The sequence below is a fragment of the Streptomyces sp. NRRL F-2580 genome (assembly GCF_000720115.1).
In the GTDB taxonomy this organism is placed as follows: domain Bacteria; phylum Actinomycetota; class Actinomycetes; order Streptomycetales; family Streptomycetaceae; genus Streptomyces.
The window spans coordinates 107484-132525 of record NZ_JOIR01000003.1; the positions used below are offsets into that span (position 1 = coordinate 107484).

Consider the following 25042-nt stretch of genomic DNA (forward strand, 5'->3'; position numbering starts at 1 on the left):
CACCACCCGCACCACCTGAACCAATCGCCGCGCGAGGGCGCAAACAGCGCCCTCGCGCGGAGTCTTATCCGACACGCTCATCGGAGGCCCTGCGGTGCACGAACTGCCGCAACAGCTGGCCAACGGCCTGGCCCTCGGTGCTCTCTATGGCCTCATCGCCATCGGGTACACCATGGTCTACGGCATCGTCCAGCTCATCAACTTCGCCCACGGCGAGATCTTCATGATCGGCGGCTTCGGCGCACTCAGCGCCTACGCCATCCTCCCGACCGGCACCTCCCTGCTGATCGCGATACCCGTCATGATCGTCGGAGGTGCTGCCACCTCCGTCGCCGTGGCCTGCGCAGCCGAACGCTTCGCCTACCGCCCCCTGCGCAGCGCCCCCCGGCTCGCACCCCTCATCACCGCAATCGGCCTCTCGATCGCGCTCCAGCAGCTCGTCTGGCAGTTCTACCCGGACGCCAAGAAGGCAGTCAGCTTCCCCGAGTTCAAGGGCGCGGCCTTCAAGATCACCGACAGCCTGGCGATCCAGCGCGCGGACCTCTTCGTCCTCATCCTCGCCCCGCTCTGCATGCTCGCCCTCGGCATCTTCGTCCAGAAGAGCCGCAGCGGCCGCGCCATGCAGGCCACCGCGCAGGACCCGGACACCGCGAAGCTGATGGGCATCAACACCGACCGCATCATCGTCATGGCCTTCGCCATCGGTGCCGCGTTCGCGGCCGTCGCGGCCGTCGCCTACGGCCTCGACAAGGGCCAGATCAACTTCGAGATGGGCTTCATCCTCGGCCTCAAGGCCTTCACCGCGGCCGTCCTCGGCGGCATCGGCAACATCTACGGAGCCATGGTCGGCGGCGTCGTCCTCGGACTCGCCGAAGCCCTCTCGATCGCCTACATCGAAGAGATCCCCGGCATGCAGCAGCTCGGCGGTGGAGCCTGGTCCAACGTCTGGGCGTTCGTACTCCTCATCGTCGTCCTCCTCGTGCGGCCACAAGGCCTGCTCGGTGAGCGCGTCGCGGATCGGGCGTGAGAACCATGACCACCAACACCACCCCGCAGACCGACACGGTCAAGCAGGGCCCCGCGCCCGCCGCGCTCCTGTACGCGGTCATCGGCGGCAGCCTCCTCACCATCGTCAGCGCCTTCCTCGCGTGGACGTGGACCGCCGAGTTCCCCGGCGACCTGACCTACTACGGCAGCCCCGCCGGCCTCCAGTACGTCACCCTCGCCGGAGCCGCCCTCACCCTCGCCTACGCGCTCTCCGCGCTCGGCGTCAAGGGCCTCGGCTGGCTCACCCCCGCCGGCTCCCGCAAGGCCGTCTGGTTCCTGGCCCTCGGCAGCCTCGCCGCCACCTGGTTCACGGTCATCTCCATCACCGTCGTCCTCGGCGGAGTGATCAACCTCGAACCCGGCGCGTACGTCGCCCTCGTCGGCTCGGCCATCCCGGCCCTCGCCGCGTACAAGCTCCCGGACGACACCCGCAAGGCGGCCCCCGCCCAGCAGCTGCCCTCCTGGGCCGAAATCCTCATCATCACCGGCGTCTTCGCCATCGGCCTCTTCGTCATCACCTTCGGCATCGACACCGATGACAAGGAACCGCAGCTCTTCGTCGCCTACCTGATCACCGTCGGCTTCGTGGCCCTCGCGCTGAACAAGGCAGGCCTCTTCGCCCGCCTCGGCGGCATCACCGCCAAGCACCGCCAGGTCACCCTCATCGGTACCGCGGCCGCGGCGATCGCCTTCCCGTTCATCCAGCAGAGCGGCGACACCTACACGCTGATCGCGGTCAACATCCTGATCTTCGCGACCGTCGCCCTCGGCCTCAACGTCGTCGTCGGCCTCGCCGGCCTCCTCGACCTCGGCTACGTCGCCTTCCTCGGCGTCGGCGCCTACGCCGCGGCCCTGGTCTCCGGAAGCACCGCCTCCGCCTTCGGCATCCACCTCCCCTTCTGGGCGGCGGTCATCGTCGGCGCCCTCGCCTCGCTCGTCTTCGGCGTGGTCATCGGCGCACCGACCCTGCGCCTGCGCGGCGACTACCTCGCCATCGTCACCCTCGGCTTCGGAGAAATCTTCCGCATCGCCATGGGCAACCTGGACGGCACCTCCGGCCCGGACATCACCAACGGCCCCAACGGCATCCCCAACATCCCCCACCTCGAAATCTTCGGGTGGAACTTCGGGGAATCCCACGTGGTCGGCGGCATCACCCTCGGCGCCTACGCCAACTACTACTTCCTGATGCTGCTCGTCATGGCCCTGGTCATCGTGGTCTTCGCCCGCGCCGGCAGCAGCCGCATCGGCCGCGCCTGGGTCGCCATCCGCGAGGACGAGACCGCCGCCGAAGCCATGGGCATCAACGGCTTCAAGGTCAAGCTCATCGCCTTCGCCCTCGGCGCCACCCTCGCCGGCCTCGCCGGCACCGTCCAGGCACACGTCAACAGCACGGTCGTCCCCGAGAACTACGTCTTCGCCGGGCCCGTCCCGCCGAACTCCGCGTTCCTCCTCGCCGCCGTCATCCTCGGTGGCATGGGCACCATCCGCGGCCCCATCCTCGGCGCGGCACTCCTCTTCCTGATCCCGGCGAAGCTGGCCTTCCTCCAGGACTACCAGCTCCTCGCCTTCGGCATCGCCCTCATCCTGCTCATGCGCTTCCGCCCCGAAGGCCTCATCGCCAACAAGCGCGCGCAGCTCGAGTTCCACGACGACACCGCTGACCAGGCCCCCACGGACCTGGCCACCGCCAAGGCGGGGGCGTGAACATCATGACGACCACCACGGACACCACCACCAAGACCACGGTTCTCGAAGCCAAGGGCGTCACCATGCGCTTCGGCGGCCTCACCGCCGTCAAGGGCGTCGACCTCCAGGTCAACGCGGGCGAGATCGTCGGACTCATCGGCCCCAACGGCGCCGGCAAGACCACCTTCTTCAACTGCCTCACCGGGCTGTACGTCCCCACCGAGGGCTCCGTCAGCTACAAGGGCACGGTCCTGCCTCCCAAGCCCCACAAGGTCACCGAAGCCGGCATCGCCCGTACCTTCCAGAACATCCGGCTCTTCCACAACATGACCGTGCTGGAGAACGTCCTCGTCGGACGCCACACCCGCACGAAGGAAGGCCTCTGGTCCGCCCTCCTGCGCGGCCCCGGCTTCAAGAAGGCCGAAGCCGCCAGCGAGGCGCGCGCCATGGAACTCCTGGAGTTCATCGGTCTGGAGAACAAGGCCCAGCACCTGGCCAAGAACCTCCCCTACGGCGAACAGCGCAAGCTGGAGATCGCCCGCGCCCTTGCCAGCGACCCCGGCCTCATCCTCCTGGACGAGCCCACCGCCGGCATGAACCCGCAGGAAACCCGCGCTGCCGAAGAACTCATCTTCGCCATCCGCGACATGGGCATCGCCGTCCTCGTCATCGAGCACGACATGCGCTTCATCTTCAACCTCTGCGACCGCGTCGCCTGCCTCGTCCAGGGCGAGAAGCTCATCGAAGGCACCGCGTCCGAGGTCCAGGGCGACGAGCGCGTCATCGCCGCCTACCTGGGCGAGCCCTTCGAGGGCGACCCGGGCGCCGCCGAGGACGCCGAGGTCGTGGCGGCGGAAGAGGCCGCGGAGGCCAAGGCCGAGGCCGCCGCCGAGCCGGAGCCGGAGGCCGAGGCGGAGCCCCAGGCCACCGTCGAGGCCGAGGCCGAAGCCGAGGCCGAAGCCGAAGCCGAGGCCACCGCCGAGGCGGAAGCCGAGCCGGAGACCCCGGCCGACGCCGAGTCCGCCACGGACACCGACGTCGACCCGGACAGCACCACCCGCACCACCAGCACGGAAGGAGAGGCCAAGTGACCGCACTGCTCAAGGTCGAGGACCTCAAGGTCGCCTACGGCAAGATCGAAGCCGTCAAGGGAATCTCCTTCCAGGTCAACGAAGGCGAGATCGTCTGCCTCGTCGGCACCAACGGCGCCGGCAAGACGACCACCCTGCGCACCCTCTCCGGGCTCATCAAGCCCAAGAGCGGCAGCATCACCTTCGACGGCAAGCCCCTCGCCAGCGTCCCCGCCCACAAGATCGTCTCCCTGGGCCTCGCCCACTCCCCCGAGGGACGCCACATCTTCCCCCGGCTGACGATCGCCGAGAACCTCCAGCTCGGTGCCTTCCTGCGCACCGACAAGGAGGGCATCGAGAAGGACGTCCAGCGCGCCTACGAGATGTTCCCCATCCTGGGCGAGCGTCGCAAGCAGGCCGCCGGCACCCTCTCGGGCGGTGAGCAGCAGATGCTCGCCATGGGCCGCGCGCTCATGTCCCAGCCCAAGCTGCTCATGCTGGACGAGCCCTCCATGGGTCTCTCGCCGCTGATGATGCAGAAGATCATGGCGACCATCAAGGATCTCAAGGCCGCCGGCATGACGATCCTGCTCGTCGAGCAGAACGCCCAGGCGGCGCTCTCGCTCGCCGACCACGCGCACGTCATGGAGATCGGCAAGGTCGTTCTCTCCGGCACCGGCCGGGACCTCCTCCACAACGAGGACGTCCGCAAGGCCTACCTCGGCGAGGACTGAGCCCTCCCGTACGCGTGAGGCCCGCCTCCCCTCGGGGGGAGGCGGGCCTCACTCATGCGCGGGGCGGATCTACTTGCCGCTTTCCTTCTTCTTCGCCTCGGCGTCCTCGATGACCACCTCGGCGACCTGCTGCATGGACATCCGGCGGTCCATGGAGGACTTCTGGATCCAGCGGAACGCGGCCGGCTCCGTCAGCCCGTACTGCGTCTGCAGGATGCTCTTCGCCCGGTCCACCAGCTTGCGGGTCTCCAGCCGCTGGGAGAGGTCCTCGACCTCCTTCTCCAGCGCGCGCAGCTCCGCGAAGCGGGAGACGGCCATCTCGATGGCGGGCACCACGTCGCTCTTGCTGAACGGCTTCACGAGGTACGCCATGGCCCCGGCGTCCCGGGCCCGCTCGACGAGGTCGCGCTGCGAGAACGCGGTGAGCATGAGCACGGGGGCGATGGACTCCTCCGCGATCTTCTCGGCGGCGGAGATCCCGTCCAGGACGGGCATCTTCACGTCCAGGATCACCAGGTCGGGCCGGTGCTCGCGCGCCAGCTCGACGGCCGTCTGCCCGTCCCCGGCCTCGCCGACGACCGCGTACCCCTCCTCCTCCAGCATCTCTTTCAGGTCGAGACGGATGAGCGCCTCGTCCTCGGCGATGACGACGCGGGTCGTCAGCGGCGGAACGTGCGACTGGTCGGCGTCGGGCATGGGCGTCGACTCGTGCTCGGCGGTCACGGGGGCTCCTCTTTGCGGGGCTCTGCTGCTTGGATGAGCCTACCTAGCAGCGCCGCCGCATGGTCACCCGGTACACTCCGACGTGCAACCCTGCCGGGTTGGTGGAATGGCATACACGGATGTCTCAAACACATCTGCCCGTGAGGGCTTGCGGGTTCGAGTCCCGCACCCGGCACAACGTTCGAAAAGCGGACGTTCACATTCGCGTGAACGTCCGCTTTTTGCTACACAAGGCGAGCGGCCGTCACAGACAGTGGCCCCATGGAGTTCCACAGCCTCGAGACACGACAGACGGCCCTCTCCTTATTGCGCGGCGGTACGCGGAACGCGGAAGTGGCCCGGCGCCTGGATATCCCTTTGGGCACCGTCGGCTACTGGAAACACATGGACCGGGCGAAGCGCGGCGAATGTCCGGGAGCCCATAATCCGGATTGCCCGCGCTGTGACGCCGGCCCGCTGGACACCCAGGCGTACGCATACCTGCTCGGGCTCTACCTCGGCGACGGCCACATAAGTCACCACTCGGCCCACCGCGTGCCCAACCTCATGATCACCTGCGATGACAAATGGCCCGGCCTGACGAATTCCGCCGAACAGGCGATGGGCCGGGTCTTCCCGCAAAACCGCGTGTGCCGGGTCCGCAAGGCGGGCTGCCACAACGTCAAGGTCTACTCGAAGCACCTTGAATGCCTGTTCCCGCAGCACGGACCCGGGAAGAAGCACGAACGCCGGATCGCCCTGGAGGACTGGCAGCAGGAGATCGTCGATGCGCACCCCTGGGAATTCGTCCGGGGGCTGATCCACTCCGACGGGTGTCGGGTCACCAACTGGACCACCCGCGTGGTCGGCGGCGAGCGGAAGCGCTACGAGTACCCGCGGTACTTCTTCACCAACAAGTCGGATGACATCCGGGGGCTGTGCACGGACACGCTCACCAAGGTCGGCGTGCGGTGGACGGTCCTGGCCCGGGGCAGCGACCCGTTCAACGTGTCCGTCGCACGGAAGGAATCCGTGGCGCTCATGGACGCCCACATCGGCCCCAAGTACTAGGGCCTGTCCGGGCGGTTGGGAACGGGGACATGTCGATGGTTCTGCCGGGCAGGCGAGGGTGGCGGGCCGGCGCCCAGTCGGCGCGGAGGCGGGAAGGACGGGCGGCATGGGTGCGCAGCCGGTGGAGAGCGGTGTCCTGGAAGCGGTGAGCGCGGCCTACGGCGCGTTCGGCGATGTCGTGCGGGGGCTGGGCGACGCGCAGTCGTGGGCGCCGAGCGGGTGTACGGGCTGGGCGGTGCGGGATCTGATCTTCCACTGTGCGGGTGACGCGCAGCGCGGGCTGGTGGCGTTGCACACTCCGGCGGAGGGGCCGGCCGACCGTGACGCGGTCACGTACTGGCGGGACTGGCGGCCGGGCGGGGTGGGGGCAGCCCATGGGCGGCGTTGGTCCCGGGTGTGCGCAGGCATGTTCCTCGACTTCGGGCAGCTGCGGGAGCTGTATCTGGAGACGACGGCGGCCCTGGTCGTCGCCGCGGGGCGGGCGGATACCGGGCGGAGGGTCGGCACGCAGGGGCACGTGCTCAGCGTCGGGGACCTGCTGGCGACCCTGGCTGTGGAGGCCACCGTCCATCACCTGGACCTGATCGTCGGGCTGCCGGGCGCCCAGGGCCCTTCGGAGGCGGGGCTGGGGTGTGTCCGCGCGACGTTGGACGGTCTGTTGGGCCGGGCGGTGCCGGTGGGCTGGGGCGACGAGCACTATGCGCGGGCGGGCACCGGGCGGGTGCCGCTGACGGATCCGGAGCGGCGTCGGCTGGGCTCGGACGCGGAGCGGTTTCCGTTGTTCGGCTAGGGACGTGTGCGAACGATCGTGTGCGGGGTGATCGCGGATGTGGGCCGCGGTGGGCCGCGGTGCCCCGCGGTGCCGGGTGATCGCGTCGGGTTCCGGGGCGGCCTAGGGTGACGGCATGAGTGAGAGCATGCGCATGCGGATCAGGCTGGGTGGACCGGACGACGCGGTGGCCGTTCTCGGCATGCTCGACTCCGCGGTGGCCTGGATGAACGCGCGGGGCAATACGGAGCAGTGGGGTACGGCGCCGTATTCGCAGCGGCCGGGCGGGGTGGCGCGGGTCGAGCGGTACATGACCGAGAACGTGCCCTACGTCGCGGAGTTGGACGGGGTGCCGGTCGGGGCGCTGGTGTTGGATTCCGGGCCCAGTCCGCAGATGCCGATCGCTCCGGCCGGTGAGCCGGAGCGGTATGTCCGGCTGCTGGTCTCGGACCGGCGGTATGCGGGGCTGGGGATCGGGGCGGCGTTGTTGGCGCGTGCCGCGGAGGAGACCCGGCGGGCGGGTGTGGAGCTGTTGCGGGTGGACTGCTGGGCGGGCGGCGGGGGCGAGCTGGTCGCGTTCTACGAGCGCAATGGTTTCGCCCCCACCGAGCGTTTCCTGTCCGAGGACTGGCCGGGTCAGGTGCTGGCCCGGCGGGTCGGCTGACGACCCGGTACGGGGCCGGGCGCTCCGGGGAACGGCAGGGGGTCCGCCGGGAACCGTGCCTCGGGTTCACCTCGGCGGGTCCTCGCCCGTGAGGCCGTCGACGGATTCGCGGAGCCGAGCTGGTCCGGCCCGCCCTCGCCGAGTGCCGTGTCGACGACGGCACGGGAGCGGCCGACCCACTCCTGCCAGAGGGCGCACAGTTGCTCGGGGGTGTCCTCGGCAGCGGAGCGGTAGTCCCGGTCGGGGGTGAGGTCCCAGTCGACGGTGTCCCAGGGAGCGCCGACGGCGGAGCCGAGCCAGAGCCGGGGGAAGGGGCTGTCTTCTCCGTGCGCCAGATGGTGGAGCAGGCCGCCCAGTGTGAGGGGGGATGCGCCGACGGTGGCTCGCAGACCGGCGGCGTCCAGCCCGGAGCACTTCCAGCCGAGCGTGGCTCGCCCGGCGTTCGAGGGCGCCGATGACGGCTGCCGCCTCGGTGCCGCGAGTGGGGGTTCGGCCATGGCTCCGCTGTGGTCTCCGTCGTGCCTGCAGAGGCGGGTGCCGGGACTGACGGTGCGGCTGCGCCGGACGTCCCCGGGGAGGTAATCGTTGCCGCCGAGACGGGCGACCAGGAGGCCAGGGGGCTGGGTGAGGTGCCTGGGAGTATTCCTTGATCGTCATGTGATGAGCGGATGGCCTCGGGCTAGGTTGAGGTCAAGGTCGACAACGATGAGGGGAACCGTGATGAGTGAGAAGGCCCGCAAGCTGTTCGACGCGCTCGATCTGAACGAGGACGGTGAGTTGACCCGGGTGGAGGTGATCTCGGCCTTGCGGTCGAAGGGGCCGATGCTGGCCGCGCGCGGGGATCTGCCGTTCTGGGGCGTGGGTGATGCGGACGCCTCGTCGGCTCTGTTCGACGCGGCCGACGCGAACGGGGACGCGGTGTTGACCTTCGAGGAGTTCGCGGCCGTGGTCGACCGGCGCTTCGGCTGGTAGCGCCGGCGTGGGTGACCGCGTCGGGCCGGTGGTGCCTGCCCGACGCGGTGCGTCTCGTACGTGAGGTGCCGGAGCCGCGGCTGCCGCGGCGGGCGGGTTCAGCGGACCGCGTCGCCGATGTGGTGGATGCGGACGAGGTTGGTGGATCCGCTGACGCCGGGGGGCGAGCCGGCGGTGATGACGACGGTGTCGCCGGGGACGCAGCGGCCGATCCGCAGGAGCTCTTCCTCGACCTGGGCCACCATGGCGTCGGTGGAGTCGACGTGGGGGCCGAGGAAGGTTTCCACGCCCCAGGTGAGGTTGAGCTGGGAGCGGGTTGCGGGGTCGGGGGTGAAGGCCAGGAGCGGGATGGGTGAGCGGTAGCGGGAGAGCCGGCGGACGGTGTCTCCGCTCTGGGTGAAGGCGACGAGGAACTTGGCGTCGAGGAAGTCGCCCATTTCGGCGGCCGCGCGGGCGACGGCCCCGCCCTGGGTCCGGGGCTTGTTGCGGTCGGTCAGGGGCGGCAGGCCCTTGGCGAGGATGTCCTCCTCGGCGGCTTCGACGATGCGGGACATGGTCCGCACGGTCTCGACGGGGTATTTGCCGACGCTGGTCTCGCCGGACAGCATGACGGCGTCGGTGCCGTCGATGACGGCGTTGGCGACGTCGGAGGCCTCGGCGCGGGTGGGCCGGGAGTTCTCGATCATCGAGTCGAGCATCTGGGTCGCGACGATGACGGGCTTGGCGTTGCGCTTGGCGAGCTTGACGGCCCGCTTCTGGACGATCGGGACCTGTTCCAAGGGCATTTCGACGCCGAGGTCGCCGCGGGCGACCATGATGCCGTCGAAGGCGGCGACGATGTCGTCGATGTTCTCGACGGCCTGGGGCTTCTCGATCTTGGCGATGACGGGGAGGCGGCGGTCTTCCTCGTCCATGACGCGGTGCACGTCTTCGATGTCGCGGCCGCTGCGCACGAAGGAGAGGGCGATGACGTCGGCGCCGGTGCGCAGGGCCCAGCGGAGGTCTTCGATGTCCTTCTCGGACAGGGCGGGGACGGAGACGGCCACGCCCGGGAGGTTGAGGCCCTTGTGGTCGGAGACCATGCCGCCTTCGATGACCCGGGTGTGGACGCGGGGTCCGTCGACCGCGGTGACCTCGAGGGTGACGCGGCCGTCGTCGACGAGGATGCGTTCACCCGTGGTGACGTCGGTGGCGAGTCCCTTGTAGGTGGTGCCGCAGGTGTGGCGGTCGCCCTCGTGCTCTTCGACGGTGATGGTGAACTCGTCACCGCGTTCAAGGAGTACGGGTCCTTCGCGGAAGCGGCCGAGGCGGATCTTCGGGCCTTGAAGGTCGGCGAGGATGCCGACGCTGCGGCCGGTCTCGTCGGAGGCCTTGCGTACGCGCTGGTAACGCTCCTCGTGTTCGGCGTAGGTGCCGTGGCTGAGGTTGAATCGGGCGATGTCCATTCCGGCTTCGACCAGGGCTTTGATCTGGTCGTATGAGTCGGTGGCGGGGCCCAGGGTACATACGATTTTCGCTCGGCGCATGAAGGCGAGCGTATTCCCCTACCAGAGAGTAGGTAATCGCTTGCGGGTGTCCACTCAACAACCTTTGAGCAAAAGGTTGTTGACAACTGTTGAATGTGCATGGGGGTGCTCTGATGAGCACCCCCGGGGTGCCGATTTCGCGGGTTGTTCAGAGCCGCGGAGGGGTCATCGTGAAGCGGGCGTTCACCTGGGCGTGGACGGTCTGGCGCTGCGGTTCGAGGTCGAGCGGCGGCGGGCCGGCGTCCTCGGCGGCGCTGAAGGCCATGGTGCGCATTCCGGCGCCGGCGGCGGGGAACGGGTTGGCGTCCTCGGCGCCGAGGTCCGCCAGTTCGACGAGGGCGGCGAGTTGGGCACCGAGCGCCTCGGCGTATTCGCGGGCGCGCTGGACGGCTTCGAGCACGGCCTGGCGGCGGGCTTGGCCGTGGGCGGGCGAGGTGGGCCGCAGGGCCCACCAGGGGCCGTCGACCTGGGTGAGTTCGAGGTCGGCGAGGCGGGTGGTGAGTTCGCCGAGGGCGGTGAAGTCGCTCACCTCGGCGGTGAGGTGCACACGGCCGTGGTAGGCGCGGACGCGTTCGGCGCGGCCGTGGCGGGTGAGTTCGGGGGTGATGGAGAAGGAGCCGGTTTCCAGCTTCTCGACGGGGTCGCCGTAGCTCTTGATGAGGTCGAGGACGGTGTTGTTGCGCCGGGTGAGGTCGTCGAGTGCGGAGCGCCGGTCGGCGCCGCGGGCGCTGACGGTGACGCCGATCCGGGCGATCTCGGGGTCGACTTCGATGCGGGCTTCGCCGCGGACTGCGACGCGGGGTACTTCGGGGGTGCCGTAGGGCTGGTGCGATGCGTCCTGGGTCATGGCTTCACTCTCGCACTGTCGCCCGTTCGGGTGTGGTCATCGGATCGAAACCTGCCGGGGGTGTTGCTGCTTGTTACCAGTGGGTCAGAATCTACGCGCGTTGTTCATGGCTCAAAAGGGGAGATGGCATGGCGTTCGACCGCAGGACTTTTCTGGGGACCACGGCCGCGACAGGTGCGGCCGTCGCGCTGGCGGGGGCCACGAGCACCCCGGCCGCCGCGCAGCAGCAGGAGGTGGGGGCCCCGGCGCCGCGGACGTACTCGTTCACGGTGATGGGCACGACCGACCTGCACGGGAACGTCTTCAACTGGGACTACTTCACGGACAAGGAGTTCGACGACAAGGCGCACAACGACGTCGGCCTGGCGAAGATCTCCACGCTGGTGAACCAGGTGCGGGCGGAGAAGGGGCGGCGCAACACGCTGCTGATCGATGCCGGTGACACGATCCAGGGCACGCAGCTGTCCTACTACTACGCCAAGGTGGATCCGATCACCGCGCGGCGGGGCCCGGTGCACCCGATGGCGCAGGCGATGAACGCGATCGGCTATGACGCGGCGGCGCTGGGGAACCACGAGTTCAATTACGGGATACCGGTGCTGCGCAAGTTCGAAGAACAGTGCGACTTCCCGCTGCTGGGGGCGAACGCCCTGGATGCGAAGACGCTGCGGCCTGCGTTCGCGCCGTACAGCATGCACCGGCTGCGGACGCCCTGCGGGCGGGACGTGAAGGTGGCGGTGCTGGGGCTGACGAACCCGGGGATCGCGATCTGGGACAAGGCCAATGTGCAGGGCAAGATGACGTTCCCGGGGCTGGAGGAGCAGGCGGCGAAGTACGTGCCGAAGCTCCGTTCCATGGGGGCCGACGTGGTGATCGTGTCGGCGCACTCGGGGTCGAGCGGTACGTCCTCGTACGGGGACCAGCTGCCCCACATCGAGAACGCGGCCGGGCTGGTGGCGGAGCAGGTGCCCGGGATCGACGCGATCCTGGTGGGGCACGCGCACACGGAGATCCCCGAGTACCGGGTGAAGAACAAGGCGACCGGCAAGGACGTGGTGCTGTCGGAGCCGTTGAAGTGGGGTCAGCGGCTGACGCTGTTCGACTTCGAGCTGACGTGGGTGAAGGGCCGCTGGTCGGTGGCGAAGGTCGCGGCGAAGGTGCTGAACTCCAACACGGTGGCGGAGGACCCGAAGATCACGGGGCTGCTGTCGGACGAGCACCGCAAGGTCGTGGCGTACGTGAACCAGGTGATCGGTACGTCCACGCAGGCGATGTCCTCGGCGGACGGCCCGGTCAAGGACGTGGCGATCATCGATCTGATCAACCACGTGCAGGCGGAGACGGTGAAGGCGGCGCTGGCGGGTACGGAGTGGGCGGCGCTTCCGGTGCTGTCGCAGGCCTCGTGCTTCTCGCGGACGGCGGCGATCCCGGCCGGTCAGGTGACGATCAAGGACGCGGCGGGGCTGTACCCGTTCGAGAACACGATGGAGGCACGGCTGCTGACGGGTGCGCAGCTGAAGGACTACCTGGAGTACTCGGCGCGGTACTTCGTGCGGACGGCGCCGGGTGACGCGGTGGACCCGGCGAAGCTGACGAACGCCGAGAGCATCCCGGACTACAACTACGACGCCGTGTACGGGCTGGCGTACGACATCGACATCGCGCAGCCGGCGGGTTCGCGGATCACGGGGCTGACCTTCCAGGGGAAGGCCGTGGATCCGGCGGCGCGGTTCGTGTTCGCGGTGAACAACTACCGGGCCTCGGGCGGCGGGAACTTCCCGCACGTGCCGCAGGCGAAGCAGCTGTGGTCGAACTCGGACGAGATCCGGAACACGATCATCCAGTGGGTGAAGGCGAAGGGGACGATCGACCCGGCGCAGTTCGCCTCGGTGGACTGGCGGCTGACGCGGGCCGGCGTGCCGGTGTTCTAGTCCGTTCGCGGGCCGTGCGGCCGGGACCTGCTGTGGCGGGGTCCCGGCCGCTGTGCGTGGGGGCGGGGCCGCGGCCGTCGGCCGGGGTTCAGCACTGCCAGAGGAATGCCGCGCGGCCGCAGGGGGTGCAGGTGTGTGCGTAGGCGCGGCCGGAGCCGAAGTTCATGGCGGTGACCGGGTCGGGGCCCTCCGTCAGCTCGGCGGGGGAGGAGCAGGGCGAGGTTGCCGCCCGCGGTGGGGCTTCATTGTTCGCACCGCCCGGGGCGGTTCGCGCACATGAAGAGGGCCAGTACGCCCGGGGCGGGGGCGGTGGGGTCAGGGGTGTTCGACCAGCGGGAGCAGTTCGCCCGCGGGCCGGGGGCGGGTGTGCTCCCGCTGTTCGAGGCCGAAGGTGGTGAAGGCCGTGCGCGCGGGCTGGGGGTAGGGGTCCTTGCCGGTGAGGGTGTTCAGGATGGCGGCGCTGCGCCAGGCGGCGAGGCCGAGGTCGGGGGCTCCGACGCCGTGGGTGTGGCGTTCGCCGTTCTGGACGAAGATGCTGCCGGTCACGGTGGGGTCGAGGATCATCCGGTAGCGCTCGTCGATGCGCGGCCGGCCGGCCGAGTCCTTGCGCAGGTAGGGGTCGAGGCCTGCGAGGAGGCCGCCGGGGGGGCGTTCCCGGTAGCCGGTGGCGAGGACGACGGCGTCGGTGGTGAGGCGGGAGCGGGTGCCCTGTTCGACGTGTTCGAGGTGGAGTTCGACCTTGGTGGTGGCGACGCGGCCGGCGGTGCGGACGCTGACGCCGGGGGTGAGGACGGCGTCGGGCCAGCCGCCGTCGAGGGTGCGGCGGTAGAGCTCTTCGTGGATGGCGGCGATGGTGCCGGCGTCGATGCCCTTGTGGAGTTGCCACTGGGCGGGGACCAGCTGGTTGCGTACGGGCTCGGGGAGGGAGTGGAAGTAGCGGGTGTAGTCGGGGGTGAAGTGTTCGAGGCCGAGCTTCGAGTACTCCATGGGGGCGAAGGAGGGGGTCCGGGCGAGCCAGGTGAGGCGTTCGCGGCCGGCGGGGCGGGCGCGCAGGAGGTCGAGGAAGACCTCGGCGCCGGACTGGCCCGATCCGATGACGGTGACGTGGTCGGCGCCGAGGATGCGCGGGCGGTTGTCGAGGTAGTCGGCGGAGTGGATGACGGGGACGGTGGGGGCTTCGGCGAGAGGGCGCAGGGGTTCGGGTACGTAGGGGGCGGTGCCGATGCCGAGGGCGAGGTGGCGGGTGTAGGTGCGGCCGAGGGCCTCGACCTCGCCGGCGGCGTCGAGCTGGGTGAAGTCGACTTCGAAGAGGTCGCGTTCGGGGTTCCAGCGGACGGCGTCGACCTGGTGGCCGAAGTGGAGCCCGGGGACGCGGCCGGCGACCCAGCGGCAGTAGGCGTCGTATTCGGCGCGGTGGATGTGGAACTGCTCGGCGAAGTAGAAGGGGAAGAGCCGTTCCTTGTGCCTGAGGTAGCTGAGGAAGCTCCAGGGGCTGGTGGGGTCGGCGAGGGTGACGAGGTCGGCGAGGAAGGGGACTTGGAGGGTGGCTCCTTCGATGAGGAGTCCTGGGTGCCAGCGGAAGTCGCGTCGCTGGTCGTAGAAGGCGGTGGCGAGTTCGCCTGCGCCCTGCTGCGGCAGGCCGTGGGCGAGGGCCGCGAGGGACAGGTTGGAGGGGCCGATGCCGATTCCGACGAGGTCGTGGGGGGCATCGAGCTGGGCGGTCATCGGTGGGTGCTGCCTTCCAGGAGGGCGATGAGGGTGTCCAAGTCCCCCGCGGTGGTGTGCGGGTTGAGCAGCGTGGCCTTGAGCCACAGGCGGCCGTCGGCGCGGGTGCGGCCGAGGACGGCGCGGCCTTCGTGCAGGAGGGTGCGGCGCAGGGTGGCGAGCTGGTCGTCGTCGGCGTGGGTGGGCCGGAAGAGGACGGTGGTGATGGTGGGGGCGGAGTGGAGTTCGAAGCCGGGGTGGGCGTCGAGGAGTCCGGCGAGGTCGTGGGCGAGTTCGCAGGTGCGGTCGATCAGGCGGGCGAGGCCGTCACGGCCCAGTGAACGCAGGGTGGTGGCGATCTTGAGGGCGTCGGGGCGGCGGGTGGTGCGCAGGGAACGGCCGAGGAGATCGGGCAGGCCCGCTTCGGTGTCGTCGGTGGCGTTGAGGTAGTCGGCCTGGTGGGCGAGGGGGGCGAGCAGGGCCCGGTCGGGGACGGCGAGGAGTCCTGCGGCGACCGGCTGCCAGCCGAGTTTGTGCAGGTCGATGGTGAGGGAGCGGGCGCGGCCGAGTCCGGCGAGCTTGTCGCGGTGGCGGGGGCTGAGGGCGAGGAGGCCCCCGTACGCGGCGTCGATGTGGAGGTCGGCGCCGTACCTGTCGCAGAGGTCGGCGATGCGGTGGAGGGGGTCGATCAGTCCGGCGTCGGTGGTGCCGGCGGTGGCGGTGACGAGGGTGGGGCCGGGGTTCGCGGCGAGTTCCTCGGCGAGGCGGGCGGGGTCGAGTACGCCGGCGGGGGTGGGGAGTTCGGTGGCCGGGCGCAGGCCGAGGAGCCAGGCGGCGCGCGGGATCGAGTGGTGGGCGTTGGCTCCGTGGAGGACGGTCAGGGCGGAGCCGTGGCGTTCGCGGGCGAGGAGCAGGGCGAGCTGGTTGGCCTCGGTGCCGCCGGTGGTGACGAGGGCGTCGGCGTGGGGGGTGTCGTAGAACTCGGCGGCGAGGGCCTGGGTGAGGAGGGCTTCGACGGCGGAGGCGGCGGGCGCCTGGTCCCAGGAGTCGAGGGAGGGGTTGAGGGCGCTGGCGGCGAGGTCGGCGGCGGCCGCGACGGCGAGCGGCGGGCAGTGCAGGTGGGCGGCGCAGAGGGGGTCGGCGGGGTCGGCGGCGCCCGCGGCGAGGGTGTGCACGAGGGTGCGGAGCGCTTCGTGGTCGCCGGTTCCGTGGGCGGGCAGTACGTCGCCCAGTGCGGCCCGGACGCGGGCGGCCTGTGCCTCGGGACCGCCGGCGGGCAGCGGCCCGCCGCGGTCCCGGGCTCCGGCCCGCAGGGCGTCGAGGACGGTGTCGAGGAGGGGCCGCAGCGCCGCGGGGCCGGTGGCTCCGCCGGCGAGCGGGGGCGGAGTGCCTGTGCCAGTGCCTGTGCCAGTGCCGGGCGGCGCGGTCATCGGGGTCCTCCGGTGCTGGGAGGGGTGCGGGGCGGGGCACCCTGCCAGTACAACGATCCGACCCGAATGGGGTAACCGCCGGGGTTTGTCCGGTGTTTCCGGTGGGTGTGGTGTCCCTGCCCCGGCCCTCGCCTCATGCGCCGGCGGGGCTCGAAGACCCGGGGCTCCGCCCCGGACCCCGCTCCTCAATCGCCGGAGGGGCTGAAAGAGCAGGGCGGAGCCCCAGGGACGGGGTGGGGCCGGTCAGCCCGTGCGGACGCGGAGGGCGCGGGCGAGGTCGTCGAGCTGGTCGACGAGTTTGCGGCGCAGGAGGGGGAGGATGTCCGGGTCGGCGAGGCAGGCGTGGCCGGCCTGGAGGTTGGCCTCGTCGACGGCGTAGGCGGGGAAGGCCCAGCGGCCGGCGGCTTCGCCGATGGCGGGGCCGCGGCGGGCGCCGAGGGCGACGGCGTCGGGGTAGTAGCGGGCCACGTATTCCTGTACGAGCTCGGCCTGTTCGGGCTGCCAGAAGCCCTGGGCGGTGGCGCTGAAGAGGTAGTTGGACAGGCTGTCGTCGTGGAAGAGCCGGTCCCAGGCGGCGGCCTTGGCCTCCGGGGTGGGGAGAGAGGCGCGGCAGCGGGCCGCACCCTCCTGGCCGGTGGCGCTGGGGTCGGCGGCGAGGGCGGCGTCGATGTCGCTCTCCTCGACGGCGCCGAGGACGGCGAGGCGGGCGAGGATACGCCAGCGCAGCTCGGGGTCGAGTGCGGGGCCGCCGGGGACGGTGTCGTCGGCGAGCCAGGCGTCGATCGTGTCGGGCCGGGTGGCGCTGTCGATGAGGGTGCGTACGGCGGTGAGGCGCAGGCCGGCCCCCGAGCCGTCCTCGGTGCGGCGGATCAGGTCGCGGGCGATGGTGGTGAGGGTGGCCAGGGCGGCGGTCCGCTCCGCGGGGGCGACGTAGCGCACGGCGACCTGGGTGCGGGCGAAGGAGAGCACGCCCTGGACGATGGCCAGGTCGTGTTCCTGCGGCAGGTGCGCCTCGGCGGTCAGCAGGTAGTCCCGCGGGTCCAGTTCGCCGTCACGGACCATGTCGCGCAGGGCGTTCCAGACGACGGCGCGGGTGAGGGCGTCGGGGATGCCGGACAGGCCGTGCAGGACCGTTTCGAGGGAGGTCTCGTCGAGCCGGACCTTGGCGTAGGTGAAGTCCCCGTCGTTGAGGAGGAGCAGCGCCGGGCGGGCGCCGCTCACCGAGACGACCTCGTCGGAGGGGATGTCGAGGGCGAGGGGCTCGCGGGGTTCGAGGGTGCGGCCGTCGGCGGGGTCGCGGTCGTAGATGCCGACGGTGACGTGGTGCGGGCGGCTGCCGCTGCGGTCGACGGTGAGGGTCCAGCCTGCGGCTCCGTCGGCGCCGTGGGCGGCTTCCTCGATGCGCGGGGCGAGGGTGTCGATGCCGGTGGTGCGCAGCCAGATGTCGGCCCAGGCGCGGACGTCGCGTTCGGTGTGGGCGGCGAGGGAGTCGATGAAGTCGGCGAGGGAGGCGTTGGCGAACTTGTGGCGGGCGAAGTGGGTGTTGATGCCGGCCAGGAAGTCCTTCTCGCCGAGCCAGGCGACGAGCTGGCGCAGGGCGGAGGCGCCCTTGGCGTAGGAGATGCCGTCGAAGTTGAGGAGGGCGGAGGCGGTGTCGGGGACGTCTTCGGGAGCGGGGGCGACGGGGTGGGTGGAGGGCCGCTGGTCGGCGTCGTAGCCCCAGGGCTTGCGGGTGACGCCGAAGTCGGTCCAGGTGTCGGTGAAGCGGGTGGCTTCGGTGAGGGTCTGGTAGCCCATGTACTCGGCGAAGGACTCGTTGAGCCAGATGTCGTCGAACCAGGCGAGGGTGACGAGGTCGCCGAACCACATGTGGGCCATCTCGTGGGCGATGACCATGGCCCGGGACTGGCGTTCGGTGTCGGTGACGGCGGAGCGGTAGATGTACTCGTCGCGGAAGGTGACGAGTCCGGGGTTCTCCATGGCGCCGGAGTTGAACTCGGGTACGAAGGCCTGGTCGTACGAGTCGAAGGGGTACGGCTCGCCGAACTTCTCCTGGTACCGGTCGAAGCAGTCTTTGGTGATGGACAGGATCTCGTCGGCGTCGGCGTCCATGTGGGGGGCGAGGGACCGGCGGCAGTGGATGCCGAAGGGGAGTCCGGCGTGTTGGGCGGTCACGCTGTGCCAGGGGCCGGCGGCGACGGCGGCGAGGTAGGTGGAGATGACGGGCGTCGGGGCGGAGGTCCAGACGCCGGCGCCGTCCGTGTCGCGGTCGGCGAGGCGGGTGGTGATGCCGTTGGCGAGGACGGTCCAGTGGGCGGGGGCGGTGACGGTGAACTCGAAGACGGCCTTGAGGTCGGGCTGGTCGAAGGCGGGGAAGACGCGCTGGACGTCGTCCATGAACATCTGGCTGTAGACGTACGTCTCCCCGTCCGTGGGGTCGGTGAAGCGGTGCAGGCCCTCACCGGTGCGGGAGTAGCGCATGCGCGTGTCGAGGTGCAGCTCGTGGGGGCCCCGGGTGAGGCCGGTGAGCGGGAGGCGGTTGTCTTCGAGGGCGGCCGGGTCGAGGGGGCGGCCGTCGAGGGTGACGGAGCGCAGCTCCTGCGGCTTCAGCTCGACGAAGGTGTCACCGGGGGTGCGGGCGGTGAACCGGATGACGGTGGTCGAGTCGAAGGTTTCGTCGTCGTCGACGCCGCCGCCGCTGGTGAGGTCGAGGGTGACGGCGTAGTGGTGGACGTCGAGGAGCCGGGCTCGGAGCTGCGCTTCGTTGCGCGTCAGTGCGGACATGGGGCCCATGCTGCCCCAGCGGGCGACGGAGCCCGGTCTTCCGGTTCCCTCTTCGCTGCGCTTTGCGCGGCGCTTGCGCTGCGCCTTGCGCTGCGCTCTTGTGCCGGGCTCTTGCGCTGCCCTTTGCCCTGCCCTTTGCCCTGCGCTTTGTGCTGCCCTTTGCCCTGCCCTTTGCCCTGCGCTTTGTGCTGCGCTTTGTGCTGCGCGGCTGCTGCTCCGGTCCACGGCTCCCGAGCGGCGGCTACTCCTCGCCCGCGGCGATCGTCTCGTGGTGGCGGATGACCTCGGCGATGATGAAGTTGAGGAGCTTCTCGGCGAAGGCGGGGTCGAGCTTGGCGTTCTCGGCGAGCTGGCGCAGCCGGGCGATCTGGCTGGCCTCGCGGCCCGGGTCGGCGGGCGGCAGCTGGTGCCGGGCCTTGAGGTGGCCGACCTGCTGGGTGCACTTGAAGCGTTCGGCGAGCATGTGGACCACGGCCGCGTCGATGTTGTCGATGCTGTCCCGCAGGCGGGCGAGTTCGGCTGTGACGCTCTCGTCGATGCCGCCGGCGGCGCCCTTGCCGGTGCCCGCGCCCGGGCCCGCGCCGTTGTCGAGGTCGCTGATGTTCATGGTTCCCGAGAATACGTGGCGACGGCCGGTGAGTCTCCGGGCAGTCGGCCTGTGAGACGGGGTGGGCGGTGGGGGCGCCCGGGCCCGTCGTCGAGCGCCAGTCGGCTGCGCCGCTCGGGCCGGATACGGGGGGCCGGTTACGCCGAAGCGAGCGGGCGGGAGGCCTGTCGTGCCGGGGCCGAGCCGGCGGGGGCCGGTTGTGCCGGGGGCGGGCGCCGGGTGGCTGCGCCGCGCGGGCCGGCGGCGGGGCAGGGGCCGGTGCGCCGAAGCCAAGCGGGCGGGGGGGCCGGTTGTGCCGGGGGCGGGCGCGCGCCGGGGCGTCTCCTCGGGCGCCGAACGTGACGAGGGGTCGGAGGGTCTGGCGGAATTGCGTTCGACGCCCTGCGGGGATCACCCCGACACACACCCACCCCCGTCCCAACCGGCCCGGTTCGGCCTCACCGCCAATCCAGCCCCGCCGCACAATCCAGCCCCTCCGGCGTTTGAGGAGCGGGGTGCGGGGCGGAGCCCCGATCCTTGAGCCGCACCACCCAACCCCACCGCACCCTCCGGCCTCGCCCCGCCATCCAGCCCCTCCGCACCCCTCCAGCCCCGCCGGCGTTTGAGGCGCGGGGTCCCGGGCGGAGCCCCGATCTTTGGGCCGCACCACTCCAGCCTCCGCCGCACCATCCAGCCCCTCCGGCGATTGAGGAGCGGGGTGCGGGGCGGAGTCCCGGTCCTTCGGCTTCGCCGCACCACTCCAGCCTCGCCGGCGTTTGAGGCGTGGGGGGTGTGGGGCGGCCACAGAGGCGGCGCCGCACCGGGAGCCCGCAACCGCACGGTGCTCCGACCGGCCTTGCGCACGGGCGGGGCGGGGCGCCTCGTCCTTCCGGCCGGATCGCGCCGTGCGCGTCCGGCCGGAAGGACGAGGGGGTGCTACATGCTCGCCGCGGCGCTCTTGATCGCGGCGGCGAAGGTGGAGACCTCGGTGTAGACGCCGGGGTAGTTCGGCCGGGCGCAGCCTTCGCCCCAGCTGACGATGCCGACCTGGATCCAGGCGTTGTTGTTGTCGCGGCGGAACATCGGGCCGCCGGAGTCGCCCTGGCAGGTGTCGACGCCGCCCTGGGGCAGGCCGGCGCAGATCTCCTCGCTGGGGACGAGGTCGCTGCCGTAGGAGGACTGGCAGCTGGCGTCGGAGACGAAGGGGACGGTGGCCTTCATCAGGTAGCGCTGCTGGCCGCCGCCCTCGCGGGTGGCGCCCCAGCCGGCGACGGTGAAGGTGCCGTTGTCGTAGGCCTTCGTGTCGGCGATCTTGAGGGTGGGGAGGTTGATGGGCTTGGCGAGCTTGATCAGGGCCCAATCCTTGCCCTTGCCGTTGTAGCCGGGGGCCTGGAGGACCTTGGTGGACTTGACCTTGATGGCGCTGGAGCTGTTGAGGTCGACGACTCCGGCGGTGGCGGTGATGGAGGTGTTGTTGCCGGAGCCGTTCACACAGTGGGCGGCGGTGAGGACGATCTGCTGGGTGTAGAGGGCGCCGCCGCAGCCCATGGAGAGGCGCACCATGAAGGGGAACTCGCCCTGGGCGGCGCGGGTGCCGCCGACGACGGGGGCCGTACCGGCGGAGGCGGAGCCGGGCTGGAGGCTGACCGCCGCGAGGGCGACGGCTCCGACGGCGAGGCTGCGCTTCATGAACTGCACAAGGGTGGTCACAGTCAACACACTGCCTTTCGTGGGGGGTTGGGCCGTGCGCGTCATCGGGTGAATGACGGGTCCATGACACATCAGGGCTGCGGGCGCCATCAAGAACGCATTTTCGGCCAATCATGCGTTCGGACGGCAGGGATTGCGGCGAAGGGGACGCGATGACGCAGAACGGTGGGCCGGGAGGTCCGATCGAGCACGGATTTCCGCATCTGGCGACGGTGCGGGCCTCGATCACCGCGCTCTTCCGGCGCCTGTCGGCGGAGGGGATCCGCGCCTACGCCGCGAGCGTCGCGCCCGCCGACGCCGCCTTCGACGCCGCCGACGACGTGCACCTGGGCGCGCAGCGGGTGGCCTCGGCGATGGTGCGCGCCCTCCGGCTGCCCGATGCGCGCATGGTGGTCGCCTTCCGGCCGATGGAGCAGGCGGCCACCGTGGAACTGACCGCGGGTCCCGAGTACTTCGTCGAGGTCAGCGACCGCTTCCGCACCCACCGCCGGGACCTGGCGGCGGCCCTGTCCCACGAGGTCACCCACGTCCTGCTGCACCGGCTCGGCCTGCGCTTCCCCGGCACCGAGGAGAACGAGATCCTCACCGACACCGCCGCCGTCTACCTCGGGGCGGGCTGGCTGCTGCTCGACGCCTACCGCGAGGACGCGCTCACCCACCAGAAGTTCGGCTACCTCACACCGGAGGAGTTCGGCTACGTCCTCGCCCGACGGGCCGCCCTGTTCGGCGAGGACCCCTCCACCTGGTTCACCAGCCCGCAGGCGTACGAGGCGTACGTGCGCGGGCGCGCGCAGGCCGAGCGGGACCACCGGCGGCCCCCGCTGGCGGCCGCGGGCCCACTGGCGCGCCGGCGGTACGCGAAGGCCCGGCGGTCCGGGCCCACCCCGGCGGACGGACCGGCGAAGGGGTCGGCGGAGCGGTCGGCGGAGGGACCGGCGTACCGCTTCGAGCACGAGGACTCCGGCCCCGGGCTGCGAGTGAGCTTCCCGTGCCCGGTGTGCGGGCAGCGGCTGCGGCTGCCGGTGGGCGGGCGACTCCGGGCCCGGTGCGGCCTGTGCCGCACCGTCCTCGACTGCGAGACCTAGCGACGGGGGGCATCCGGACGATCTTCATTCACCGGTCGGCCACGAAAAGTTTCTTACCGGCCAGTAGACACGGGGGCGGATCTCGCCAACTCTGGTCGCGTACACGTCAATTCGTGACCGAGGAGCGCCCCCACATGCGCAGCACCCGCCGCACCCGTATGTCCCGTACCACCGCCATCGGCGTGGCCGCGGCAGCCACCGTCATGACGCTGGCTCCGGCCACCGCCGCCCAGGCGGCCCCCGCCGCCGCGCCGGCGCCGGCGCCCGCGTCCGTCTCCGTGTCCGCCTCCGCTCCCGGTGGCAACGCGGCGATCCTCGGCATCGACTACGCCACCTGGCAGCGGGACGTGGCCGCCGCCGTCGACGCGGCCCGCCCCGCCATCGAGCAGCGCATCGCCGCCTCGCCCGCCGGCGAGAAGCCGGCCCTCGTCCTCGACATCGACAACACCTCGCTGGAGACGGACTTCCACTGGTTCTGGACTTTCCCCACCCCGGCGATCACCAAGGTGCGCGACCTGACCCAGTACGCGAACGCCCACGGGGTCGCCGTCTTCTTCGTCACCGCCCGCCCGGGGATCATCCACTCCCTCACCGAGCGCAACCTCAAGGCCGTCGGCTACCCGGTCTCGGGGCTCTACGTGCGTGACCTGCCCGACCTGTTCGACGAGGTGAGCGCCTACAAGACGGGCAAGCGCGCGGAGATCGAGGCCCGCGGTTACACGATCATCGCCAACATCGGCAACAGCCCGACCGACCTCGTCGGCGCTCACGCCGAGCGCACCGTCAAGCTGCCGGACTACAACGGCAAGCTGTCCTGACCCGAGGGTTCCCGCCCCGGGGTTTCGAGCGCCGCGGCGATGGCGTTGACCGCCGCCCAGCCCAAGGCCATCGCCGGGCCGATCGTGGCGCCCGGGCCGGGTGGGTCCCGCCCGTCACCGCCGCCGAGCAGTTCCCGGAGGCGTAGAGGCCGGCGATCGGCGCGCCGTCCTCGCGGAGCACCCGGCCGTCCCCGTCCGTGACCAGGCCGCCCTTGGTGCCGATGTCCCCCGGGTGCACGGGGACCGTGTGGTAGGGCGCCTTGTCGAGGGGCGCCAGGTTGGGGTTGGCCGGCGTCGGGTCCGCCGCGATCCGCCGCTGTCCGGGGAGGAGGCCGACGAAGAGGTACCGGGCCCTCGAGCGGGGGTCGAGGACCAGCCAGGCACGGCCGCAGGGCCTGGCGCCGGCGGTCTCGGAACAGCCGATGGACAACATGATGGGCTGGCTGCGGTTCAGCGAGTGGATGTAGCGGGTAGTCATATCCCACCGCAAGAAACGAAGACCCGGTCCCGACCCCTCGCCAGGGGGCCGGGCCCGCTTCGTTTGGGCCCCGGAATCAGCGCGCCGGCCCCACCGGCTCCACCGTGCCGGAGCAGCGGGCCCGTTCGGCGGCCAGCACCGTCAGGTGGCTGGTGAGCGACTCCCGCGGGCCCGACCTGACCAGGCCCGGGTCGCCGGTGGCGACGGCGGCGACGAAGGCGTCCATGAGGCCGGCGTCCCCGCCGCCGTGGCCGCCCGCGGCGTCCATCGGGCCGCCCGCGCCGATGGCGACCCGCTCCTCGGTGCGGGTCAGGAAGTCGTAGACCGTGATGCCGCGGCCGTCGCCCCGCAGTTCGCCGCGGGTTCCGAAGATCCGGGTGTGGCGGTCCGCCTGCTCGGTGAAGGCGGTCATGGTGAAGGTGGCCGTCGCCCCGGAGTCGAACTCCATGGCCACCACCTGGTGGTCGACGACGTCGTTGTCGCACGCGTACACGCACCGCCCGTAGGGCCCCTCCCGCAGGGCGGTCTCCAGGGCCCGCGGGGTGAACTCGTCGATCAGCACGCTCAGCGGCCAGCGGTGGCGGCCGTCGGCCAGCCGGTCCCCGTACTCGCGTGCCGCCGAGTACGGGCAGTCGGGCTCCACCGCGCAGTCCAGGCAGCGGTCCGCCGCACCCGGCGGCCTGTTCTCGGGCCGGAAGTGGGAGAGGCGGCCGAAGCTGGAGACCCGTACGGGCGGGCGCCCCAGCACGTACTGGAGCCAGTCCAGGTCGTGGCAGGACTTGGCCATCAGCATGGTCGTCGCCTCGTCGGCGCGCCGCCAGTTGCCCCGTACGAACGAGTGGGCCTGGTGCCAGAAGCCGACCGGCTCCAGGTGCTGGACGCTCACGATCTCGCCGATGCGGCCGGAGTCGACGAGGTCCTTGAGGGTCCGCGTGTAGGGCGTGTAGCGCAGGACGTGCCCGACGGAGAGGATGACGCCGGCCCGCTCGACGGCGTCGACGATGCGCCGGCACTCGTCCTCCGTGAGGGCCATCGGCTTCTCCAGCATGATGTGGTAGCCGAGCGCGGCGAACGCGAGGACCGGCTCCAGGTGGTCGCGGTCCAGGGTGCAGACGAGCACCGCGTCCGCGATCCGGCCGAGGGCGGCCAGCTCCCGCCAGTCGCCGAGCACGTACCGGCCGTCGATGCCGTGGGCGGCGGCGAGCCGCTCCCGCCTGGGCGCGCGCGGTTCGGCTACCGCGACCACCCGGGCCCGGTCCGGATGGGCCAGGGCCCATCCGGCGTGGCCGCTCCCCCGCTCCCCCGCCCCGACGACGGCGAGCGTGATGGTGTCGGACATGGGCCCAGCCCCGCTTCCCGAACCGATTGCCGCGCGCCGCAAGCGCTTTCCCCGGAGAAGCTAGCGGCCGCGCGTCCTGCCCGACA

General features: G+C 71.2%; 22 protein-coding genes and 1 tRNA gene. 12 read left to right on the plus strand and 11 right to left on the minus strand.

The window, feature by feature from the left end:
- Positions 1-94: 94 nt before the first annotated feature.
- Genes IF88_RS0103540 through IF88_RS0103555 form a run of 4 tightly spaced genes read left to right on the plus strand, consistent with a single transcriptional unit; the run spans position 95 to position 4540 of the window.
- A complete protein-coding gene (locus tag IF88_RS0103540; RefSeq protein WP_030707127.1) occupies positions 95-1027 on the plus strand; it encodes a branched-chain amino acid ABC transporter permease in 933 nt (310 codons plus the stop codon).
- Between the two features lie 5 nt (positions 1028-1032).
- Positions 1033-2754: a branched-chain amino acid ABC transporter permease gene (locus tag IF88_RS0103545; RefSeq protein ID WP_030707129.1), complete on the plus strand. Its 1722-nt coding sequence runs from the start codon at positions 1033-1035 to the stop codon at positions 2752-2754.
- A gap of 5 nt (positions 2755-2759) precedes the next feature.
- Complete coding sequence (locus IF88_RS40015) at positions 2760-3827, plus strand: ABC transporter ATP-binding protein (RefSeq protein WP_051836442.1); 1068 nt, start codon at positions 2760-2762, stop codon at positions 3825-3827.
- Positions 3824-4540, plus strand: a complete 717-nt coding sequence (locus IF88_RS0103555; RefSeq protein ID WP_030707133.1) for an ABC transporter ATP-binding protein — start codon at positions 3824-3826, stop codon at positions 4538-4540. The genes IF88_RS40015 and IF88_RS0103555 overlap by 4 nt, the downstream gene beginning before the upstream one ends.
- Before the next feature lie 69 nt (positions 4541-4609).
- Here IF88_RS0103555 and IF88_RS0103560 read toward each other — a convergent pair whose 3' ends face one another.
- Entirely contained in the window at positions 4610-5236 is a 627-nt protein-coding gene (locus IF88_RS0103560) for an ANTAR domain-containing response regulator (protein ID WP_030707135.1), read from the minus strand.
- 119 nt (positions 5237-5355) lie between these two features.
- Here IF88_RS0103560 and IF88_RS0103565 point away from each other — a divergent pair.
- The 4 genes from IF88_RS0103565 (at position 5356) to IF88_RS0103580 (ending at position 7746) form a co-directional block, all read left to right on the plus strand.
- Positions 5356-5438, plus strand: a tRNA-Leu gene (locus IF88_RS0103565).
- Positions 5439-5524: 86 nt separating this feature from the next.
- The gene (locus IF88_RS0103570; RefSeq protein ID WP_030707137.1) at positions 5525-6313 is read left to right on the plus strand and encodes a hypothetical protein; all 789 of its coding nucleotides are present in this window, start codon (positions 5525-5527) and stop codon (positions 6311-6313) included.
- Positions 6314-6419: 106 nt separating this feature from the next.
- On the plus strand, positions 6420-7103 hold the full coding sequence (locus IF88_RS0103575; protein ID WP_030707139.1) for a maleylpyruvate isomerase N-terminal domain-containing protein: 684 nt from the start codon (positions 6420-6422) through the stop codon (positions 7101-7103).
- A gap of 115 nt (positions 7104-7218) precedes the next feature.
- Complete coding sequence (locus IF88_RS0103580; RefSeq protein ID WP_030707141.1) at positions 7219-7746, plus strand: GNAT family N-acetyltransferase; 528 nt, start codon at positions 7219-7221, stop codon at positions 7744-7746.
- Here IF88_RS0103580 and IF88_RS40020 read toward each other — a convergent pair.
- On the minus strand, positions 7719-8243 hold the full coding sequence (locus tag IF88_RS40020) for a DUF664 domain-containing protein (protein ID WP_234323431.1): 525 nt from the start codon (positions 8241-8243) through the stop codon (positions 7719-7721). The two genes, IF88_RS0103580 and IF88_RS40020, sit on opposite strands and share 28 nt — an antisense overlap.
- A gap of 223 nt (positions 8244-8466) precedes the next feature.
- On the opposite strand from IF88_RS40020, the gene IF88_RS0103590 reads away from it, so the two are divergent.
- Positions 8467-8718: an EF-hand domain-containing protein gene (locus IF88_RS0103590; RefSeq protein ID WP_030707143.1), complete on the plus strand. Its 252-nt coding sequence runs from the start codon at positions 8467-8469 to the stop codon at positions 8716-8718.
- A gap of 98 nt (positions 8719-8816) precedes the next feature.
- On the opposite strand, the gene pyk is transcribed toward IF88_RS0103590, so the two are convergent.
- The gene (gene pyk / locus IF88_RS0103595) at positions 8817-10244 is read right to left on the minus strand and encodes a pyruvate kinase (RefSeq protein WP_030707145.1); all 1428 of its coding nucleotides are present in this window, start codon (positions 10242-10244) and stop codon (positions 8817-8819) included.
- Between the two features lie 148 nt (positions 10245-10392).
- Entirely contained in the window at positions 10393-11091 is a 699-nt protein-coding gene (locus IF88_RS0103600) for an SIMPL domain-containing protein (RefSeq protein ID WP_030707147.1), read from the minus strand.
- 128 nt (positions 11092-11219) lie between these two features.
- Here IF88_RS0103600 and IF88_RS0103605 point away from each other — a divergent pair, with 128 nt between their 5' ends.
- Positions 11220-13022, plus strand: a complete 1803-nt coding sequence (locus IF88_RS0103605; RefSeq protein WP_030707149.1) for a bifunctional metallophosphatase/5'-nucleotidase — start codon at positions 11220-11222, stop codon at positions 13020-13022.
- Between the two features lie 315 nt (positions 13023-13337).
- Here IF88_RS0103605 and IF88_RS0103610 read toward each other — a convergent pair whose 3' ends face one another.
- The 5 genes from IF88_RS0103610 to IF88_RS0103630 form a co-directional block, all read right to left on the minus strand.
- On the minus strand, positions 13338-14747 hold the full coding sequence (locus tag IF88_RS0103610; RefSeq protein WP_030707151.1) for a lysine N(6)-hydroxylase/L-ornithine N(5)-oxygenase family protein: 1410 nt from the start codon (positions 14745-14747) through the stop codon (positions 13338-13340).
- Positions 14744-16156 (minus strand): pyridoxal phosphate-dependent decarboxylase family protein, encoded by a 1413-nt coding sequence (locus IF88_RS0103615; protein WP_051836390.1) that lies wholly within the window; start codon positions 16154-16156, stop codon positions 14744-14746. The genes IF88_RS0103610 and IF88_RS0103615 overlap by 4 nt, the downstream gene beginning before the upstream one ends.
- Positions 16157-16399: 243 nt before the next feature.
- Positions 16400-18940: an aminopeptidase N gene (gene pepN / locus IF88_RS0103620; protein ID WP_030707155.1), complete on the minus strand. Its 2541-nt coding sequence runs from the start codon at positions 18938-18940 to the stop codon at positions 16400-16402.
- 241 nt (positions 18941-19181) lie between these two features.
- Positions 19182-19547, minus strand: a complete 366-nt coding sequence (locus tag IF88_RS0103625) for a chorismate mutase (protein ID WP_234323432.1) — start codon at positions 19545-19547, stop codon at positions 19182-19184.
- A 915-nt stretch (positions 19548-20462) separates the two neighbouring features.
- Positions 20463-21215, minus strand: coding sequence for a trypsin-like serine protease (locus IF88_RS0103630; protein WP_030707159.1), 753 nt, complete (start codon positions 21213-21215; stop codon positions 20463-20465).
- A gap of 173 nt (positions 21216-21388) precedes the next feature.
- Between IF88_RS0103630 and IF88_RS0103635 the strand changes: the two genes are divergently transcribed.
- Both IF88_RS0103635 and IF88_RS0103640 read left to right on the plus strand, forming a co-directional pair.
- Complete coding sequence (locus tag IF88_RS0103635; protein ID WP_030707161.1) at positions 21389-22321, plus strand: hypothetical protein; 933 nt, start codon at positions 21389-21391, stop codon at positions 22319-22321.
- Positions 22322-22455: 134 nt separating this feature from the next.
- A complete protein-coding gene (locus IF88_RS0103640) occupies positions 22456-23139 on the plus strand; it encodes an HAD family acid phosphatase (RefSeq protein WP_037805482.1) in 684 nt (227 codons plus the stop codon).
- Here the strand turns inward: IF88_RS0103640 and IF88_RS43145 are convergent.
- On the minus strand, positions 23105-23617 hold the full coding sequence (locus IF88_RS43145) for an FAD-binding protein (protein WP_324617180.1): 513 nt from the start codon (positions 23615-23617) through the stop codon (positions 23105-23107). The genes IF88_RS0103640 and IF88_RS43145 overlap by 35 nt on opposite strands.
- Positions 23618-23693: 76 nt before the next feature.
- Positions 23694-24956, minus strand: coding sequence for a Gfo/Idh/MocA family protein (locus tag IF88_RS0103650; protein WP_030707167.1), 1263 nt, complete (start codon positions 24954-24956; stop codon positions 23694-23696).
- Positions 24957-25042 lie beyond the last annotated feature (86 nt).

What these genes read in the sequence shown, in the direction of transcription:
- IF88_RS0103545 (WP_030707129.1), top strand. Translation starts at nt 1,033, where the DNA reads ATGACCACCAACACCACCCCGCAGACCGACACGGTCAAGCAGGGCCCC.
- IF88_RS40015 (WP_051836442.1), top strand. Translation starts at nt 2,760, where the DNA reads ATGACGACCACCACGGACACCACCACCAAGACCACGGTTCTCGAAGCC.
- IF88_RS0103560 (WP_030707135.1), bottom strand. Translation starts at nt 5,236, where the DNA reads ATGCCCGACGCCGACCAGTCGCACGTTCCGCCGCTGACGACCCGCGTC.
- IF88_RS0103570 (WP_030707137.1), top strand. Translation starts at nt 5,525, where the DNA reads ATGGAGTTCCACAGCCTCGAGACACGACAGACGGCCCTCTCCTTATTG.
- IF88_RS0103575 (WP_030707139.1), top strand. Translation starts at nt 6,420, where the DNA reads ATGGGTGCGCAGCCGGTGGAGAGCGGTGTCCTGGAAGCGGTGAGCGCG.
- IF88_RS0103580 (WP_030707141.1), top strand. Translation starts at nt 7,219, where the DNA reads ATGAGTGAGAGCATGCGCATGCGGATCAGGCTGGGTGGACCGGACGAC.
- IF88_RS40020 (WP_234323431.1), bottom strand. Translation starts at nt 8,243, where the DNA reads ATGGCCGAACCCCCACTCGCGGCACCGAGGCGGCAGCCGTCATCGGCG.
- IF88_RS0103590 (WP_030707143.1), top strand. Translation starts at nt 8,467, where the DNA reads ATGAGTGAGAAGGCCCGCAAGCTGTTCGACGCGCTCGATCTGAACGAG.
- pyk (WP_030707145.1), bottom strand. Translation starts at nt 10,244, where the DNA reads ATGCGCCGAGCGAAAATCGTATGTACCCTGGGCCCCGCCACCGACTCA.
- IF88_RS0103600 (WP_030707147.1), bottom strand. Translation starts at nt 11,091, where the DNA reads ATGACCCAGGACGCATCGCACCAGCCCTACGGCACCCCCGAAGTACCC.
- IF88_RS0103605 (WP_030707149.1), top strand. Translation starts at nt 11,220, where the DNA reads ATGGCGTTCGACCGCAGGACTTTTCTGGGGACCACGGCCGCGACAGGT.
- IF88_RS0103610 (WP_030707151.1), bottom strand. Translation starts at nt 14,747, where the DNA reads ATGACCGCCCAGCTCGATGCCCCCCACGACCTCGTCGGAATCGGCATC.
- IF88_RS0103615 (WP_051836390.1), bottom strand. Translation starts at nt 16,156, where the DNA reads ATGACCGCGCCGCCCGGCACTGGCACAGGCACTGGCACAGGCACTCCG.
- pepN (WP_030707155.1), bottom strand. Translation starts at nt 18,940, where the DNA reads ATGTCCGCACTGACGCGCAACGAAGCGCAGCTCCGAGCCCGGCTCCTC.
- IF88_RS0103625 (WP_234323432.1), bottom strand. Translation starts at nt 19,547, where the DNA reads ATGAACATCAGCGACCTCGACAACGGCGCGGGCCCGGGCGCGGGCACC.
- IF88_RS0103630 (WP_030707159.1), bottom strand. Translation starts at nt 21,215, where the DNA reads ATGAAGCGCAGCCTCGCCGTCGGAGCCGTCGCCCTCGCGGCGGTCAGC.
- IF88_RS0103635 (WP_030707161.1), top strand. Translation starts at nt 21,389, where the DNA reads ATGACGCAGAACGGTGGGCCGGGAGGTCCGATCGAGCACGGATTTCCG.
- IF88_RS0103640 (WP_037805482.1), top strand. Translation starts at nt 22,456, where the DNA reads ATGCGCAGCACCCGCCGCACCCGTATGTCCCGTACCACCGCCATCGGC.
- IF88_RS43145 (WP_324617180.1), bottom strand. Translation starts at nt 23,617, where the DNA reads ATGACTACCCGCTACATCCACTCGCTGAACCGCAGCCAGCCCATCATG.
- IF88_RS0103650 (WP_030707167.1), bottom strand. Translation starts at nt 24,956, where the DNA reads ATGTCCGACACCATCACGCTCGCCGTCGTCGGGGCGGGGGAGCGGGGG.